This is a genomic window from Pseudomonas sp. UBA6315 (genome assembly GCF_002438125.1).
GTDB lineage: Bacteria > Pseudomonadota > Gammaproteobacteria > Pseudomonadales > Pseudomonadaceae > Aquipseudomonas > Aquipseudomonas faucium.
Map to the genome: position 1 here is coordinate 15,425 of NZ_DJTF01000080.1, position 17,201 is coordinate 32,625.

The following is a 17,201-nucleotide window of genomic DNA, read 5'->3' on the forward strand; positions in this document are numbered from 1 at the left end:
CAGGCCTGCTTCATTTCAACGCATTGTCAGAACCTGCCTTCCAACCCGAGGCGGAACATCTCGCTGCGCTCGTCGGTGCCAAGCGCGGTCTTGTACGAGAAGCCAACGCGCCAGGCGCGACCCACGCTCAGGTCCAGCCCGAGGTCCAGGTCCATGAAGTTGCTGTCCTGCGGGTCGGGCGACAGCCGGTAGAGCATGCCGTCGCTGCCCTGGTCGGTATAGCGCATGCGGTAGTCCTCGTTGCGCTCGAAGTTGTGGCCCCACGCCAGGCCCACACGAGGCGTCAGCACGCCCAGGCCGGTCTGGATGTCGTAGGCGGAGCGCACCCCCAGGAACGAGGTCACGTTGCGCAGGTTCTGCTCGTCATACGACAGGCCATAGATGCCGCCGCCGCGTTCGCTGTAGGCGTCCAGGCGGGTGTAGCTGCTGTTGACCCGCGCATAGGGCGCCAGCGAAAGGGCGCCCTGGCGGTACTCGTAGCTGGCGGTCAGCGAGGCGAACAACTGGTCGGCGTCGCGCGAGCCGTGGGCGTAGCCTTCGGATGGGTTGGCGGTGACATAGCGGCGCGAGTCGAAGCGGATGCGGTTGTAGCCCAGCAGCGCATCGACGTACATCTCCGACAACGGGTTGACCGAAAGGTACGCCGCCAGGCCCAGGGCGTCGCCATCGCTGCGGCTGTCCTGCTCGCCGACGTCGGTGCGGTCATTGCCGTAGCCGATGCCCACGCCCACCACCGCGCGGGGTGACAAGCGATAGTCCATGCCCGCGCTCAGGCCAAAGGTGGTGAAGCTGTTGTCCTTGGCCCCGCGGGCGCGGTTGGAGCCGGTATTGACGAAGCCATCGGTCCAGAACGCCAGGGCCTCTTCGCGGCACTCGCCGGAGGTGGCCTGGGCGCTGTCCTTTTCCTGGCGACGCCGTTCATCCTCTTGCTCCTGGCCTTTGCCATTGCCCTCGAGTTCGTCGCGCAAGGCCTTGCCCAGGCCGCCGAGGCTGACGTCGTCACGGCCATGGCGCACGTTGGCATTGAACGAATCACGGTCGCAGGTGGGGCGGTGCAGCTGTTCCAGGCGGCGGTTGAAGTTGTCCATCTGGGTGCTGGCGAAGCGCTCGGCGGCCCGCGACTGGGCGTTGAGCAGGCCGATCACTTCGGCGTCGCGGGTGGGGTCGGGGCGTGGTTGTACGGTGAAGGTCACGGTGCTGCTGGTGCTGTTGCCGCCGGTGTTCTCCAGGCTGAAGGCGACCACGGCGGTGCCGGCGAAGGCGGCAGCAGGCGTGAAGTTCAGGGTGAACGGGCCGCTGAGGCTGGCCGAGCCCGCCGCTGCGGGGCTTACCGACAGCAGGCGCGCGCGCAGGAACGGGCCGCCGCTGGCGCCGCGGGTCAGGTCGACGGTTGCGGCCTGGCCGGGTGCCAGTGTCTCGCTGGACGGTGGCACCACCACGGCCTGCGCGGCGGTCGACAGGTTGTACAGCTGGCTGCCGGTGGCGCCATTGGCGTCCGTCACGCTGATGGTGAAGCTGCTGTCACCCACCGTCGTCGGTGTGCCGCTGACACTGCCGCTGGCGCTGTCGAGGGTCAGCCCGGCTGGCAGCGTGCCGGCCACGGCGTAGCGGTAAGGCGGCGTGCCGCCGCTGGCGCCGAGGCTGGCACTGTAGGCCTGGCCCTGGATGGCGGGCGGCAGGTTGGGCGTGGTCGGGGTGATGGCCAGCGTCGGCGCGCTCACCGTGATGGTCACCGTGGCCGGTGCCGAGGTGCCACCTGGGCCGGTGACCGTGTAGGCGAAACTGTCGCTGCCCGAGTAACCGGCCTTCGGCGTGTAGCTGAGGCGAAGCCCGCTGACGGTGGCGGTACCGTGGCTTGGCGCGGTACTGACGGCGATGCTGCTGGCCGCGCCGCCGTCGAGCACGAGGTCGATGGGCGTTGCCGAGCTGTTGGCGGCGATCGAGGCACTGACCGCGCCGGCCACCGGTGCCTGATTGGCGATCGCCACGCTGAAGGCTTGTGCGCCGCTGAAACCGGTGTGGTCGGTGGCGGTGATGGTGAAGTTGAAGTTGCCGGCTGCCGTCGGCGTACCACTGAGCACGCCCGCCGTAGACAGCGTGATACCGGCCGGCAGGGTGCCGGCGGTCACACTGAAGGTATAAGGCGCAGCGCCGCCGCTGGCACCCAGCGTCGCCGAGTAGGCTGTGGCCACGGTGGCGCCGGGGATGCTGGTGGGCGTCAGCGCGATGGTTGGCGCGGTGACGGTCACGCTCACGGTTGCCGTGTTCGAAGTCCCGCCTGGGCCGGTGGCGGTGTAGGTGAAGCTGTCGCTGCCGGCAAAGCCTGGGTTGGGCTTGTAGGTGATGCTGGTTCCGCTGGCACTGGCCACGCCGTGGCTGGCATTGCTCGCTACGGCCACCGAAGCTGCCGGGCCACCGCTCAGGGTCAGGGTGACCGGGTTGGCGCTGCTGTTGGCGGCGACGGTGAGGCTGATGTTACCGGCCACGGGTACGGCCTCGCTAACGCTGAGGCTGTAGGCCTGTGTGCCGGTGAAACCGGTGTTGTCGGTGGCGGTGATGGTGAAGTTGAAGTTGCCGGCTGCCGTTGGCGTACCACTGAGTACGCCCGCCGTAGACAGCGAGATACCGGCCGGCAGGGTGCCGGTGGTCAGGCTGTAGGTATAGGGCGAACTGCCGCCGCTGGCGGTAAGCGTCGCCGAGTAGGCTGCGGCCACGGTGGCGCCGGGGATGCTGGTGGGCGTCAGCGCGATGGTTGGCGCGGTGACGGTCACGCTCACGGTTGCCGTGTTCGACGTGCCGCCTGGGCCGGTGGCGGCGTAGGTGAAGCTGTCGCTGCCGGCAAAGCCTGGGTTGGGCTTGTAGGTGATGCTGGTGCCACTGGCGCTGGCCACGCCGTGGCTGGCATTGCTCGCCACGGCCACCGAGGCTACCGGGCCACCGCTCAGGTTTAGCGTGACGGGGTTGACATTGCTGTTGGCGGCGACGGTAAGGCTGATGTTACCTGCCACGGGTGCGGCCTCGCCAACGCTGAGGTTGTAGGCCTGTGTGCCGGTGAAACCGGTGTTGTCGGTGGCAGTGATGGTGAAGTTGAAGCTGCCGGCTGCCGTTGGCGTACCACTGAGTACGCCCGCCGTAGACAGCGAGATACCGGCCGGCAGGGTGCCGGTGGTCAGGCTGTAGGTATAGGGCGAACTGCCGCCGCTGGCAGTAAGCGTCGCCGAGTAGGCTGTGGCCACGGTGGCGCCGGGGATGCTGGTGGGCGTCAACGCGATGGTCGGTGCGGTGACGGTCACGCTCACGGTTGCCGTGTTCGAAGTCCCGCCTGGGCCGGTGGCGGTGTAGGTGAAGCTGTCGCTGCCGGCAAAGCCTGGGGTGGGCTTGTAGGTGATGCTGGTGCCACTGGCGCTGGCCACGCCGTGGCTGGCATTGCTCGCCACGGCCACCGAGGCTACCGGGCCACCGCTCAGGTTCAGCGTGACGGGGTTGACATTGCTGTTGGCGGCGACGGTAAGGCTGATGTTACCTGCCACGGGTACGGCCTCGCCAACGCTGAGGTTGTAGGCCTGTGTGCCAGTGAAGCCGGTGCTGTCGGTGGCGGTGATGGTGAAGTTGAAGCTGCCGGCTGCCATCGGCGTACCACTGAGCACGCCCGCCGTAGACACCGAGATACCGGCCGGCAGGGTACCGGTGGTCAGGCTGTAGGTATAGGGCGAACTGCCACCGCTGGCCGTCAGCGTCGCCGAGTAGGCTGTGGCCACGGTGGCGCCGGGGATGGTGGTGGGCGTCAGCGCGATGGTCGGTGCGGTGACGGTCACGCTCACGGTTGCCGTATTCGACGTGCCGCCTGGGCCGGTGGCGGTGTAGGTGAAACTGTCGCTGCCGGCAAAGCCTGGGTTGGGCTTGTAGCTGATGCTGGTGCCACTGGCACTGGCCACGCCGTGGCCGCCATTGCTCACCACGGCCACCGACGTCGCCGGGCCACCGCTGAGGATCAGGCCGACCGGGATGGCGCTGCTGTTAGCGGGGACGAAGAAGCTGAGATTACCGGCCACAGGGGCGGCCTGGCCAACGCTCAAGCTGTAGGCTTGTGTGCCGGTCATGCCGTTGTTGTCGGTGGCGGTGACCGTGAAGTTGAAGCTGCCGGCCGCCGTCGGCGTGCCACTGAGCAAGCCCCCCGCAGACAGCGAGAGGCCGGCCGGCAGGGTGCCGCCGGTCAGGCTGTAGGTATAGGGAGCGCTGCCGCCGCTGGCGCCGAGCGTCACCGAGTAGGCCGTGGCCACGGTCGCGCTGGGAATGCTGGTGGGGGTCAGCACGATGGTCGGCGCCATGACGGTCACGCTCACGGTCGCGGCGTTCGACGTACCGCCCGGGCCGGTGGCGTTGTAGGTAAAGCTGTCGCTGCCAGAAAAGCCTGCGTTGGGCTTGTAGGTGATGCTGGTTCCGTTGGCGACGGCCACGCCGTTGCTGGCAGCGACCACCACGGCCACCGAAGTGGTCGTGCCACCGCTCAGGTTCAGGGTGACCGGGTTGGCGGTGCTGTTGGCAGAGACGGTAAGGCTGATGGGCCCGGCAACGGGGGCGCCCTGGTCAATGGTGCCGCCGTAGCTGCGCGAGCCAGTGAAGCCCATACGGTCGGTGGCGGTGATCGTGAAGGCGTAGCCGCCAGCGATGGTCGGTGTTCCGCTGAGGCTGCCAGTGCTGGTGTTGAGCATCATGCCGACGGGTAATGCACCGCTGGTGACGGCGTAGGTGTATGGGCCGGAGCCGCCGCTGGCGCTGAAGCTCTGGCTGGAGGCTGAGCCTACCTGCATGGGGCTGAGGGCGGCCGGCGTGAGGCTGATGCCCGGGGCGGTAATCGCCAGGCTGTAGCTTTGCGTGATGCTCGCACTGTTGGCATCCATACTTCTGAGCGAGAAGTTGGAAATACCCGTCGCAGTCGGCGTGCCGCTGAGCAGGCCACCGGGGGCCAGGGTCATGCCGCTGGGCAAGCTGCCGGAGACAATGGCGTAGCTGTACGGCGCGATGCCGCCACTGGTGCTGAAGGCCTGGCTGTAGGCGTTACCAGCGATGCCATTTGCTACCGAGAGCGGTGTCAGGCTCAAGGTCGGGGTGGCGATCGTCATCGTGTAGGCCCGCGTGCCGGTGAAGCTGTTGCCGTCAGTGGCGCGGAGGGTGAACGAATAGCTGCCGGCGTTGGTCGGCGTACCGCTCAAGGTACCGCCACTCAGGCTCAGTCCGTCCGGCAGAGCCCCCGCGAGCACGCTGAAGCTGTAGCTGCCGTTGCCCCCCGTGGCGCTGATGGCCTGGCTATAGGGGGCACCATACGTGCCAGCGGGCAGCGTGGGCGGCATGACGGAGATGGCCGGCGCGGCGACGCTGATCGTGTAGTTGATGGTGCCGATGGCACCGTACTGGTCGGTGCTGCGGATAGTCAGGTTGGAGGTGCCGGCGCTGCTGGGCGTACCGCTGAACACGCCGGCGCTCGATAATGTCACGCCTGGGGGCAGCGAGCCGGAAATCAGTGCATAGGTGTAGGGCGCGGTACCATTTGCGCTGCTCAGCGTCTGGTCGTAGGCAACGCCCGCCGTGCCGTTCGCCAGGGCACCGGGGGTGATGGTCAGGCTGGGGGGCGACACGGTCACGCTCACCGTGGCCGCTGCCGAGGTGCCGTTGGCGTTGGTGGCGGTATAGGTGAAGCTGTCCGAGCCGGAAAAACCAGTCGTTGGGGTGTAGCTGATGCTGGTGCCGCTGGCGCTGGCCGTGCCATGGCTTGCCTGGCTGGCGACCGCCACACTGGTGGCCGCGGCGCCGCTGACGTTCAAGGTGATCGAGTTGTTGCTGCTGTTGGCGGCCACGGTGGCGCTCACCGGGCCGGCGGTGGGGGATGTGGCGTAGCTGTAGCGGCTGGCGCTGCTGATGAGAGATGTACCGCCTGCTGTCGTCACCACGACGTCCACTACGCCCGCAGACCCGGAGGGCGCGGTCGCAGTGATCTGGGTGCTGCTGTTGACCGAAAAGGCCAACGCCGCTGACGCGCCGAAACGCACGGCGCTAACGCCGGTGAAGCCGGTGCCGCTGATGGTCACGGTGTTACCGCCGGCGGTGCTGCCGGACGACGGGCTGAGGCCGGTGACGGTCGGCCCTGCACCGGTGATGGTGATGCTGTAGGGCACGACCTGCCAGGAGGAGTTGTCGAACACCGTGATCGAGAAGTTGTAGGTGCCGGGCGACACGTTCGGCACACCGTGGATGGTGGTGCTGGCACTGCCGTTCGACTCCTCGATGACCAGATCGCCCGGCAAGCAGTTGGCATTGCTCAGGTCGCAGTCGTACCAGCCGGTCATCGGCAGGTCTCCGCCACTGGCGCTCAGCGCGACGCTCAGGTCCACGCCGGCAGGAAAACTGCCCAGATTGCTGCCGGCGGGGGGGCTTACGGTCATCGCGCTGGCCTGTGCCGGCAGGATAAACGCCAGGGCCAGCAGCCACAGGCAGCAGAGCAGGGTGTACAGCGGGGAACGCGGGAGCACGCGGGAGCGAGTCATGGGAGGCTTCCAGCCATATGCCGATCGGCGATCGTCTACGGTGTCAAAGAGAATCAACCGCCGGCATTGCCAGCGATGCTTGGGTAACCGAGGTGAGGCAGGTGGCTAGCTGTCCATGTGCGTGTTCCATCACGTTGTTATTCAGGGCCGGGCAGGCATCGGTGGCCGGCGCATCTGCAGGTACAGCCCAGGGTCGGCGCAGGCGTCGAAACCCAGGCGGCGGTAAAGCGCTTGTGCCGGGTTGGCCTGGTCGACGCTCAGCGTGCAGGCCTTGCCATGGCGGTCGCCCCAGGCCAGCAGCGCGTGCAGCAGGCTGCTGCCGATGCCCTTGCCTTGCCAGGCGGGCAGCAGCGCGATATCGATCACTCGCAGCTCGTCTGCGCCTTCATTCACGCCAAGGCGCCCGATCGCCTGGCTGTGCTGTTCGATGACCAGCATGCAGGCGTGTGGGTAGTGCTGTGCGTAGTGGCGGCTTTGCAAGTCGGCCTGGGCGTGCAGGAAGGCTTCGCGCTCGGCATCGCTCCAGGGCATCGCGGCAAATTCCCCCGCGCGCCGGGCGACGAACAGGGCGCGCAGCAAAGCCACGTCGGCCTCGGCCTGCGGGCGCAGGCTGAGGCTGGCGTGGGTATTGGCCTGCAAGTGCGCTGTCAGCATCGCATCGTTCAAGGTTTTTGCGGGAAGATCCCGTCCACGCAGATGCAGTACGCAAAGGTCAGGTAGGGCTGCTGGGTCGAGCGCTGGATGAGTCCGCTGCTGCCGGTGACGCCGACGCTGGCGTCGGCCAGGGTGTACTCCGGGTTGCCCGCGTTGGCGCTGTACAGCAGCGTAGTGCGCGGTTGCGAGAGGAATGTTGCATTGGACGGTACGTCCTTACCTTCGCTGAAGCTGTTGCCCGGTTGAGCCCTAAGCTCATGGGTGTGAGGGGCAAAGTTGTCAGGCTGCAACTGGACTGAGTTGGCACCCGCAACATCGTTGAGTTTGCGCGGGGTCAGGCCCGGCCCCGAGCCTACCCCCATGGTTACTTCGCCGAGGAGATTGGGCACGTTGAAGTTGACGCTGTTGCCGCCGTACTTGTTGCCAATCACTGCGTACAGACCCGGGAATGTCTGCACGAGTAGCGATGTTCCATCGCACAGCTGCCAACCTTGGGGAACGTAATTGAAGGGGAAGAGCCTGATTTCGCCGAAGAATGCGTCCATGAATGGTTTCCTGCAAGTGGGCGGGCAAGTGCGCTGCGTCAGCCTTGGCTCGGATAGAGCCCTTGGACGGCGATGATGTAGTTGATGGCGTGTGAGGGCATCATGTTGTTGTGCGGCGCGCCAGAACCGCCTGCCTTGACCAGGGCGCCTGGGTTCAGTGCAACGGCATTACTGGGGCTGCTGGTGCTGTACAGCCCCGTGACGGCGCCTTGCTTGGTGAAGGCACCGAACGTGCGCAGGTTGGTGGCCGATGGGCCTGCTGCTTCGGCACTGTTGGCGGGGCTGTTGGTGACATTGAAGGCATGGGAGTGCGAAGGGGTGTTGGTGGGGGTCAGGGCCACCTGCTCGGTGCCCATGATCTGCCCGATCGAGCGCGGTGTCAGCGCGCCGCTATCGCTGGTGCCCGTGCCGGTACCCACGGCAACCCGGCCACGCAAGTCAGGCACATTGAAGGTCGTTTGCCCGTCGCCGCCATAGGTGGTGCCGATGAGCGAGTACAGGGCCTGGTAGTCATTGATCTGTAACGGCCTGCCGTCGCAGATGACGAAGTCGACGGGTGCATAGTCGCCTGCGAACAGGCGGATTTCGCCAACGAAGTAGTCAGTCATGGGGTGCCCCTGGCAAAGTTGAGTGGGTTCGTTACTGGCGCGGAGGGTAGACACCCGTGGTTGCGATGCAGTAACTCAGGCAGATCGAAGGCTGCATGTTCGGCACTGGCGTCTGGGCCGGGGTGCTGGCGATGGTGTCGGGGTGAAGGGCCACCAGCTTGCTGGTGTCGGCGTTGACGTAGGTCGGCTGCGCAGGGGTGCTGTTGGTGCTGCTGACGTTGGTTGCCGGAAAGCGGCCTGCTGGTGCGCCATTGCCCATGGTCGAGTTGCTGACTTGTACGGTGTGCGAATGTGCATAAATCGCCGATGCGGGCAGCATGACCGTCTCCGAGCCACCTTTCTGGGTGGGTGTATACGGGCTCTTACCCATGGCGACTCGCCCCCGCAGGTCGGGCAGGGCAAAGGTAGTCTTGCCATCACCGCCAAATTGCGCTCCCAGCAGCGAGAACAACGCGGCGTAGGTCTGGATAGGCAGTACCTGGCCATTGCACGGTAGCCAGCCTCTGGGAATGACGGTAAAGCTGAACAGGCGGATCTCGCCCAGGAAGTTATCCATGCTCTCAATACTCCATGACTCGAACTGCGCGCACTGTGATACCCACCTCAAGGCGCGAGGCAGGCGACGGTTACAACCAAACATAAGAATGTGGAGATAGCGTCTTGGCTGGGGAAGCCGTGTACAACAGTCCGTGTTGTGGGGTGCGTTCCTTCCTTGTTAGCGGGGAGGCAAAGCTTGGCAAGACCCAGGCAATACGGGCGATTACCGTGGGGAATGAGCGAATCCTAGCTCAGCATAGTATTTAATTGCCATCATTTTGTAGGGCCAAACGTCGGACTGCCTCAAACAGGTTTTTGATGCGGCTTTTTTGGCCGTTTTGCCCTGTTCATGGAAGGCCGTCGAAGATCTCTGCGATCATCGGCCGGTTACGCCGCGTTTCCAGGCAACACAAGTAATAGCTGATATGAAAAGGCTGTTCGACGAAGTCGATCGCCTTGGTCCCTGGCCGGTCCGCATATTCCACAGCCGATACAAACCCCACGCCAATGCCTTGCACCACCGCATGCACGATGGCCTCGCGGCTGTTGAGCTGCATCTTGCAATTGAGCTTGATGCCATGGGCCGCGCACCCTTCCTCCACCAGCTGCCGCGTGCGCGAACCTTGCTCGCGCAACACCACCGGCTGGCCGACGATATCGGCCACGCCCACCTGCGCCTGGCTGGCCCAGGGGTGGTCGTCGCGCACCACCGCAAGGATGGGGCAGGTGCGGTACAGCTGGGTAGTGAGCCGTGGGTCGAACTCCGACAGCGCCAGGATCGCCAGGTCGATATCGAAGTTGTACAGGCGCTCCAGCGTGCCGGTTTCGCTGCTGAAGGAGGTTTCCACGTCGATGTCGGGGTAACGCTGCATCAGCGCGTAGGTGAGGCTCATGGCAATGGGCGGGGACACCGCGCCGATGCGCAGCATGCCGTGCTTGCGCTGGCGGAAGCTGCGCAGCAGCTGGATCGCTTCGTCTTCCTGGCCGAACAGGCCCTGGGTGATGTCGTGGAGCTTGTCGCCTGCGGCGGTGAGTTCGATGAAGCGCCCGCGGCGGTGGAACAGCTCGACGGAGAAGGTTTTCTCCAGGGCGCTGACCTGCTCGCTGATGGTCGGCTGGCCGATGTTCAGCAGCTGTGAGGCCTGGGTGAAGCTGCCGGTGCTGGCCACCGCGTGAAACGAGCGCAGCCACTTGTGGTACTGGTACATGCAGGGCAGCTCCAGAAGGCGTGAACAAAGGCGGGCCAGCATAGAGCATCGGGCCCGCCACTCGCCATCGGCCCGCCCCAGCGCGAGGGCGGGCCGACCCTGCGTGCTAGCAGCCCTGGGGCATCTCGCCGCGCGCCAGGCGTTGGTTGATGGCCTCGATCACCGCCGGCAGCTCGGCGATCGTGTCGATCAGGTAATGCGGGCGCGAGCCTTCGAAGGCCTGGCCAATGCGCGAACGGGCGTGTTCGAGCGCTGCCGCAGGCAGCGCCTTGTACTGCTCGTAGGTCAGGCCCAGCGCATTGCCCGAGCAGGTCAGCGCCACGGTCCACATGCCCGCCTTGCGCCCTTCGAGGATGCCCGGCCAGGTATCGTCGACCTTCACGCAGGCGGCCACATCATCGACCTGCAGCGCGATCACGTTGGCCAGGGCCTGGGCCGGGTAGGGGCGGCCATTGGGCACTTCGTCGGTGGCTACCACATGGTCGGCCACATAGCCGTTCTCGCGTGCCAGGGCCACCACCTTTTGCATGACGACGGCCGGGTAGCCGGAGCACGAGCCGATTTTCAGGCCCTTGCCGCGCAGGGCCTCGATGGCCTCCAGGGCGCCTGGGATCAGCGCCGAATGCAGGGCGATCTTTTCGATCTGCAGCGGCATGAAGCGCTCGTAGATCGCGGTCACGTCAAGGTCGGTGGGCGTGCGGCCGAAGGCGGCGCGGTAGCGCTCGGCAATCTGCGGCAGGTCGCACAAGGTGCGGATATGGTCCCACTTGCCCATGCCCATCGGGCCGCGGGCTTCTTCCAGGGACACCTCGACACCGAACTCGGCGAAGGCTTCGACGAAGATCTGGGTAGGCGCAAACGAGCCGAAATCAACGACGGTGCCAGCCCAGTCGAGGACGACTGCCTGAAGCCGGGTGGGTTGCGTGTAGTGCATGTTGATACTCCACTTTCAAGGGGGCGAAGGGGCTGCCTAGCGGCGGATGAACAAGGCGACGGCGGCGCTGGAAAGGCACGCGGCCGTCACCACGATGAAAATCAGCGAAGTGTTGCCGGTGCTGTCGAGCATCGAGCCGATCAATGGCTCGGCCAGGCCGGCGAACAGGTAGGAAGAGAAATTCATGATGCCGGTGGCGGTGCCGGCGCGCTTGGCGCCGACCAGGTCCGGGCACAGTGCCCAGAAGCTGGACGCCGGGCCGTAGACGAAGAAGCCGCAGAGAAACAGCGCCACCAGGCCGATCGCGCTGTGGGCCGGCAGGCTCCACATCCACAGGCTGGTGGCAGCGCCCAGCAGCATGTAGAGCATGATCGCCAGGTAACGCTTGGAGCCGAACAGGCGGTCGGACACCCAGCCGTTGCTCAGTGCGCCGATGGCCATGCCCACCGGCAGCGCGACGGTGATCCACTTGGGGTCGATGAAGCCGTCGCCGTGCTTCCAGTCGGCGCCGAGGAAATGCACCGGCACCCAGACGATCAGCCCATAGCGTGCGGCGTTCTGGAAGCCCAGCGACAACGCGGCGATGATCAGGCGGGCGTTCTTCAGCACCGCCTTGTAGCGATGCAGGGAGCTTTCCTGCTCGCCCACGGCTTCCTGGCCCTTGTCGTTGGCATTGGCCACGCCGGTATCGGCCAGGGGCTCGAAGCCCATGTCCTGGGGGCGCTCACGGGCAATCAGGTAGAACAGGATGCCGCCTGCGAGCATCAGCAGCACCGGCAGGCGGAAGATCCAGCGCCACTCCAGTTGCAGCACTTCCAGCACCACGATCGAGGTGATGTACGACAGGATCGACGCGCACCCGGCCGCGAACACATAGAAGCCATAGACCTTGCCGCGCTCACCGGCGCTCCACCAGTTCGACAGCAGGCGGCTGCCCGGCGCCCAACCCAGCGCCTGGAAGTAGCCATTGAGCCCCCACGGCAGGATCAGGCTGGCAAAGCCGCCGGCGAAGCTGGTGACCCAGTTGGCGGCGCACGACAGCACCGCGCCCAGGCTCATGATGCGCCGCCCGCCGAACTTGTCGGCGAGGTTGCCGTTGATCGCCTGGCCGATGGCGTAGGCCCACAACATGGCCGCCGAGGCCCAGCCCAGGGTTTCCTTGCTCAGGCCGAACTCGGCCTGGATGCCGGGGATGGCAAAGCCGAAGGTCTGCCGGCCGGTATAGAAGAACAGGTAGCAGAACATCGCGGCCAGCAGCATGCGCCACTGTGCCAGGCGAAACGAGGAGGCAGGTACGGCAAGGCTTGCATAGGTTTGCGCACGGTTCATGGTGGTTTTCCTTGTTGTTCGTTCCCGCCGGCCAGGCCGCGCAGGTGGGCACTCTTTTGCGGTGCATCAGGAAATGCCACGGCAGGCCGTGGCGGTGGGTTGCCTTGCCCTCAAGCGGCCTGGGCGCCGATGAAGTTCTTGCCGCGCGCCCCTTGCAGGGCATAGGCGATGATCTGCTCGGCCTCGGCCGCCGACACGCCGTAGTCGGCAAAATCGGTCTTCACCCCAAGCCCATGGAGGAAGCTGCGCAGCTGCACCTGGGCCAGGGCCAGGTCGTCGCCGAACACCTGGCGCAGGGTGCGGTCGCGGGTTGCATCGCGGCCCCAGGCCAGCCCCAGCACCAGCGGCAGGATGAAGGAGCAGGCGATGCCATGGGGCAGGCCGTGGCGCAGGGTCATTTCGTAGGAGATGGAATGGGCGAGGGCGGTCTTGGTATTGGAGAACGCCATGCCGGCCTTGAGCGCTGCCAGTGCCATGCGTGCGCGCAGTTCCTGGTTGGCCAGGTCGCTGCGCAGCTTGGGCAGGCACTCCAGGATGTCGCCGATCGCGGAGATGGCAAAGCTGTCGGAGAGCGGGTTGGCGTTGATGTTCCAGATCGACTCCAGGGCGTGGGACAGGGCGTCCAGGCCTGTGGAAACGGTCACGCCGGCCGGCACGGTGAGCATCAGTTGCGGGTCGATGATCGCCACTTTCGGCCAGGTGCAGTCCAGGTGCAGGGAGTACTTCTTGTGGTTGGCGCTGTCCCAGATCGTCGCCCATGGCGTCACTTCGCTGCCGGTGCCGGCCGTGGTCGGCACGGCGATCAGGCCCTTGCAGCGCGCCGGCACGAACGGCTTGGCAGACGACAAGCCGCGCAGCAGCTCGTCGAAGCTGCCGTTCTCGGTGCCGACGATCAGCGCCTTGGCGGTGTCGATGGCGCTGCCGCCGCCGACGGCGATCACCGTTTCACAGCCCGGCGCCTCACGCCAGAAGCGTTCGTAGGTGCCGCGCAGCTGCGCGACGTCGGGGTTGGGCTGGACATCCTCGACGATGTAGGCCAGGCGCTCGCCGAGCAGTGCCTGGATACGCGCCAGCAGGCCCAGGCCGCGGGCCTCGGGGAAGATCACCAGCGCGACCTGCTGGCCGGCGGTGAGGGCATCGAGCTCGAGCAGGCTGGCGCAGCCGAAGCGGGTATCGACCGGGTTGTGGAAACGAGCAGTCATGGCGACTCCCTGGTTTTTGTTGTTGGAGGTTGTCGCCATCGTCGGGGCCGCCCTCGCATAGCTCAAATCGATTGTTTGCAGGTATCCATCGGCTGGGCCGATAGGGAGAGGCACGGGGCGTCTAGCTTGCAGTGATGAGGTCATGGCAAAGGCACGTGATCAGTGACGGGCAGTGCCCTGGATGGCGTAGCGCAGGCGGCTCGAAAGCAAGTCGGCAAGCACCACCATGAGGGTGATGACCAGGATGCAGGTGGCGGTTTCCTGGTACTTGAACAGCTTCAGGCTGCTCACCAGTTCAAAGCCAAGGCCACCCGCGCCGACCATGCCCAGCACCGTGGCCGAACGCAGGTTGACCTCGAAGCGGTACAGCACCACGGCAATCCACGCCGTGACCACCTGCGGCAGCACGCCGAAGGCGATCACCTGCAAGGCGTTGGCACCCGTTGCGCGCAGGGCTTCGATCGGCCCCTGGTCGATCTCCTCGATGCTCTCGGCGAAGAACTTGCCGAGCATGCCCACCCCGTGCAGCGCCAGGGCCAGCACGCCGGGGAACGGCCCGAGGCCGACGGCCGAGACGAACACCAGGGCGAGGATCAGTTCGTTGATGCTGCGGATCACGTTGAGCATCTGCCGCGTGCCCTGGTGCAGCCAGCGGTTGCGGTGCAGGTTGCGGGCGGCGAGAAAGCCCAGCGGCACCGCCAGCAGGATGCCCAGCAAGGTGCCCCAGAGGGCGATCTGCAGGGTTTCCAGCGCCGGGCGCCACAGGCTTGGCAGGATGCTCAGGTCCGGTGGCAGCGAACGGCCGAGGAAGTCGCCGATCTGCGGCAGGCCGCTGGCCAGGTCGGCCCAGCTCAGTTGCGCGCCTTCGGCGCTCCAGTGCAGCACGCCGAGCGCCAGCACCAGCAGCACGCCGCTGCTTAGCCAGCCGCGCGCGCTGCGCGGGGTGTTGACCAGCCATTGATGGGTCTGCAGGTTCATGTTCAGGCTCCGGCACCGGCGCAGCGGGCGCTGGCGGTGAATTGAGGCAGCGGCTCGCTGGCCGCCGGGCTTTCGTAGATGCGCTGCAGGGCCTGCTCGTCCAGTTGCGCCGGGCGGCCGTCGAACACCAGGCGCCCACTGGCAAGGCCGATGATGCGGTCGCCGAACTCCATGGCCAGGTCCACCTGGTGCAGGTTGCACACCACGGTGATCCCCAGGCTGCGGGCGGCGTCGCGCAGGTAGTGCATCACCAGGTGCGCGGTCTTGGGGTCGAGGCTGGCCACCGGCTCGTCGGCCAGGATCACCTGGGGGCGCTGCGCCAGGGCGCGGGCGATGCCCACGCGCTGCATCTGCCCGCCAGACAGCGAATCGGTGCGGGCCGGCGCCTTGTGCTCAAGCTCCACCCGGCGCAGGCAGTCGCGCGCCAGGGCCACGTCTTCGCGGCTGAACACCTGCAGCAGCGAGGCCAGGGTGCTGCAGTAGCCGAGGCGGCCGGTGAGCACGTTCTTCAGTACCGACAGGCGCGGCACCACGTTGTGGTGTTGGAAGATCATCGCCACGCGCCGGCGCAGCTCGCGCACATCGCCGGTACCCATGGCGTCTATCCCGGCGACCTGCAACTGGCCGCCATCGGCCTGTGCCAGCCGGTTCATGCAGCGCAGCAGGGTCGATTTGCCGGCGCCGGAGCGGCCGAGGATGACCACGAATTCGCCAGCCTCGACTTCAAGGTCGATGCCCTTGAGCACCGGGTTGTCGGCGTAGCCTTTGCTCAGGCGCTGGATGCGGATCATTTCAGGCTCCGCAGGTTCAGGTCGAGCACCTTGGCGGTGTCGCGCACCACGTTGTAGGCGGCGTCGCTGGTGGGCTGGAAGCCATTGAGCAGGCCCTGGTCGCCCCACGGCACGTCCTTGATCGCGGCAAAGGCGCCGCGCAGCTTCTGCTGCAGTTCGGGGTCCAGGTTCTTGCGCCAGACCATGGGCGACTCGGGGATGTCGGGCGAGGTCCACACCACGCGCAGGTCATCCTGCTTGACCTGGCCGCTGCTGATCGCCCCGCTGAGGATGCGATCGGCCACGGCGGCGGCGTCGACCTTGCGGTTGGCCACGGCGAGGATGCTGGCGTCGTGGGAGCCGGAGAAGATCACCCGCGAGAACAGCGCCTGCGGGTCGTGGCCGGCCTGCTCGAGGCCGGCCTTGGGGAACAGGTGGCCCGAGGCCGAGCTTGGGTCGACGAAGGCGAAGGTATGGCCCTTGAGGTCATCGAGGGTGCGGATCTGGCTGTCCTGGCGGGCGATGATCAGGCTGTGGTAGGCGCTGCTGGCGGTTTTCTTGGTCACGGCCACGGCGAAGGCTTCGGCCCCGGCGACCTGGTTGGCCAGCACATAGGAGAATGGGCCGAGGTAGGCGACATCCAGCTTGCCGGCGCGCAGGGCTTCGATCACGCCGTTGTAGTCGGTGGCGACGAAGGGCTTTACCGGCATGCCCAGGCGCTGTTGCAGTTGGTCGAGCACCTGCTGGCTGCTCTTGATCATCGCCTGGGAATCCTCCGAGGGGATCAGGCCGACGGTGAGCACCTGCTGGGCCTGCACCGCTGGTGCGAGCAGCAGCGGAACCAGGGCGAGCTGGGCAAAGCGGAACAGACGAGCGAAGGAAGTCATGGGGTTACCGGAGGGGTTGTTGTCGGTAACGCCAAACTAGGGCTGTCATGTGACAGTCACCGCATCAGTTCAATATCGGTTTTCCCAGCCAACCATTCAAAGGATCTATGGATGTCCACGGCCCGCCTGCGCACCTTTCTCGCCGTTGCCCGCCATGCCAGCTTCAGTGCCGGTGCCAGAGCCATCGGCTTGAGCCAGCCGACCGCCACCAACCAGATCCAGGGGTTGGAGCGCGAGTTCAACGTCGAGCTGTTCCATCGGCGCGGCCGGCGCATCGAGCTGACCGACGTGGGCCGGGCACTGTTGCCGATCGCCCAGCAGCTGTCGATGCTCGAGACCGAGGCGGCGGGGCTGCTCAAGGACTCGGGCAAGCTCAACCGCGGGCATTTGAAGCTTGGCGCGGTGGGCCCGTTTCATGTGATCGAGATGGTGGACCACTATTGCCGGGAGTACCCGCAGATCGAGGTTTCGATCCGCATCGGCAACTCGGCCTCGGTGCTCGAAGACCTGGAAAACTACGTGATCGACATCGGTGTGCTGGCGGGGCTGCACGATGACCCCAACTTCGTCGCGCACCTTTACGCGCGCCACCCGGTGGTGCTGTTCGCCCATGTCGAGCACCCGTTTGCGCGCCATGACCAGGTGCCGTTGCAGGCCTTGCAAGGCCAGCGCCTGCTGCGCCGCGAAAGCGGTTCGACCACCCGCCTGGCGCTGGAGCGGGCACTGGAGCGGGCCCAGGTGACGCCGAAGGTGGCCATGGAAATCGGCAGCCGCGAGGCCTTGCGCGAGGCGGTGATCCGGCGCTTGGGCATTGGGGCGGTGTCGGAGGCGGAGTACATCGCCGACCCGCAGCTGAAGATGATCCGCATCGAGGGCGACCCGGTCTGCACCGAAACCTACCTGTATCACCTGGTCGAGCGCAGTAATAACCAGATCGTCAGGTCGTTTCAGCACTGTTTGAAACCGCAAATGAAATCTTTGCATGAGTGAACTTGAGTGTTTCCCAT

13 protein-coding genes are annotated in these 17,201 nt (G+C 66.1%); 1 reads left to right on the forward strand and 12 read right to left on the reverse strand.

The genetic code is table 11. The annotated features are described in order from the left end of the window. Positions 1–26: 26 nt before the first annotated feature. The 12 genes from B3E94_RS10910 to phnD all read right to left on the reverse strand — a co-directional run bounded on the left by B3E94_RS10910 (position 27) and on the right by phnD (position 16,194). The gene (locus B3E94_RS10910; protein WP_286913493.1) at positions 27–6,542 is read right to left on the reverse strand and encodes a putative Ig domain-containing protein; all 6,516 of its coding nucleotides are present in this window, start codon (positions 6,540–6,542) and stop codon (positions 27–29) included. Positions 6,543–6,683: 141 nt separating this feature from the next. Then, complete coding sequence (locus tag B3E94_RS10915; protein ID WP_286913495.1) at positions 6,684–7,196, reverse strand: GNAT family N-acetyltransferase; 513 nt, start codon at positions 7,194–7,196, stop codon at positions 6,684–6,686. Between the two features lie 8 nt (positions 7,197–7,204). Then, positions 7,205–7,741 (reverse strand): phage tail protein, encoded by a 537-nt coding sequence (locus tag B3E94_RS10920; RefSeq protein ID WP_286913497.1) that lies wholly within the window; start codon positions 7,739–7,741, stop codon positions 7,205–7,207. 38 nt (positions 7,742–7,779) lie between these two features. Further along, a complete protein-coding gene (locus B3E94_RS10925) occupies positions 7,780–8,349 on the reverse strand; it encodes a phage tail protein (RefSeq protein WP_286913498.1) in 570 nt (189 codons plus the stop codon). 31 nt (positions 8,350–8,380) lie between these two features. Then, positions 8,381–8,905 (reverse strand): phage tail protein, encoded by a 525-nt coding sequence (locus tag B3E94_RS10930; RefSeq protein ID WP_286913499.1) that lies wholly within the window; start codon positions 8,903–8,905, stop codon positions 8,381–8,383. A gap of 328 nt (positions 8,906–9,233) precedes the next feature. Next, a complete protein-coding gene (locus tag B3E94_RS10935) occupies positions 9,234–10,094 on the reverse strand; it encodes a LysR substrate-binding domain-containing protein (protein ID WP_286913500.1) in 861 nt (286 codons plus the stop codon). A 106-nt stretch (positions 10,095–10,200) separates the two neighbouring features. Beyond that, the gene (gene phnX / locus B3E94_RS10940) at positions 10,201–11,028 is read right to left on the reverse strand and encodes a phosphonoacetaldehyde hydrolase (protein WP_286913501.1); all 828 of its coding nucleotides are present in this window, start codon (positions 11,026–11,028) and stop codon (positions 10,201–10,203) included. A 36-nt stretch (positions 11,029–11,064) separates the two neighbouring features. Then, the gene (locus B3E94_RS10945; RefSeq protein WP_286913503.1) at positions 11,065–12,357 is read right to left on the reverse strand and encodes an MFS transporter; all 1,293 of its coding nucleotides are present in this window, start codon (positions 12,355–12,357) and stop codon (positions 11,065–11,067) included. A 110-nt stretch (positions 12,358–12,467) separates the two neighbouring features. Continuing rightward, entirely contained in the window at positions 12,468–13,559 is a 1,092-nt protein-coding gene (gene psrA / locus B3E94_RS10950) for an iron-containing alcohol dehydrogenase PsrA (RefSeq protein ID WP_176517481.1), read from the reverse strand. A 159-nt stretch (positions 13,560–13,718) separates the two neighbouring features. Further along, positions 13,719–14,537 carry a phosphonate ABC transporter, permease protein PhnE gene (phnE, locus tag B3E94_RS10955; protein ID WP_176517480.1) on the reverse strand — a complete coding sequence of 273 codons (819 nt, stop codon included), beginning with the start codon at positions 14,535–14,537 and terminating at the stop codon, positions 13,719–13,721. Between the two features lie 2 nt (positions 14,538–14,539). Next, positions 14,540–15,328, reverse strand: coding sequence for a phosphonate ABC transporter ATP-binding protein (gene phnC, locus B3E94_RS10960; protein ID WP_286913504.1), 789 nt, complete (start codon positions 15,326–15,328; stop codon positions 14,540–14,542). Next, positions 15,325–16,194, reverse strand: coding sequence for a phosphonate ABC transporter substrate-binding protein (phnD, locus tag B3E94_RS10965; RefSeq protein ID WP_286913505.1), 870 nt, complete (start codon positions 16,192–16,194; stop codon positions 15,325–15,327). The genes phnC and phnD overlap by 4 nt, the downstream gene beginning before the upstream one ends. Before the next feature lie 111 nt (positions 16,195–16,305). On the opposite strand from phnD, the gene B3E94_RS10970 reads away from it, so the two are divergent. Then, entirely contained in the window at positions 16,306–17,184 is an 879-nt protein-coding gene (locus tag B3E94_RS10970) for a LysR substrate-binding domain-containing protein (RefSeq protein WP_176517477.1), read from the forward strand. Positions 17,185–17,201 lie beyond the last annotated feature (17 nt).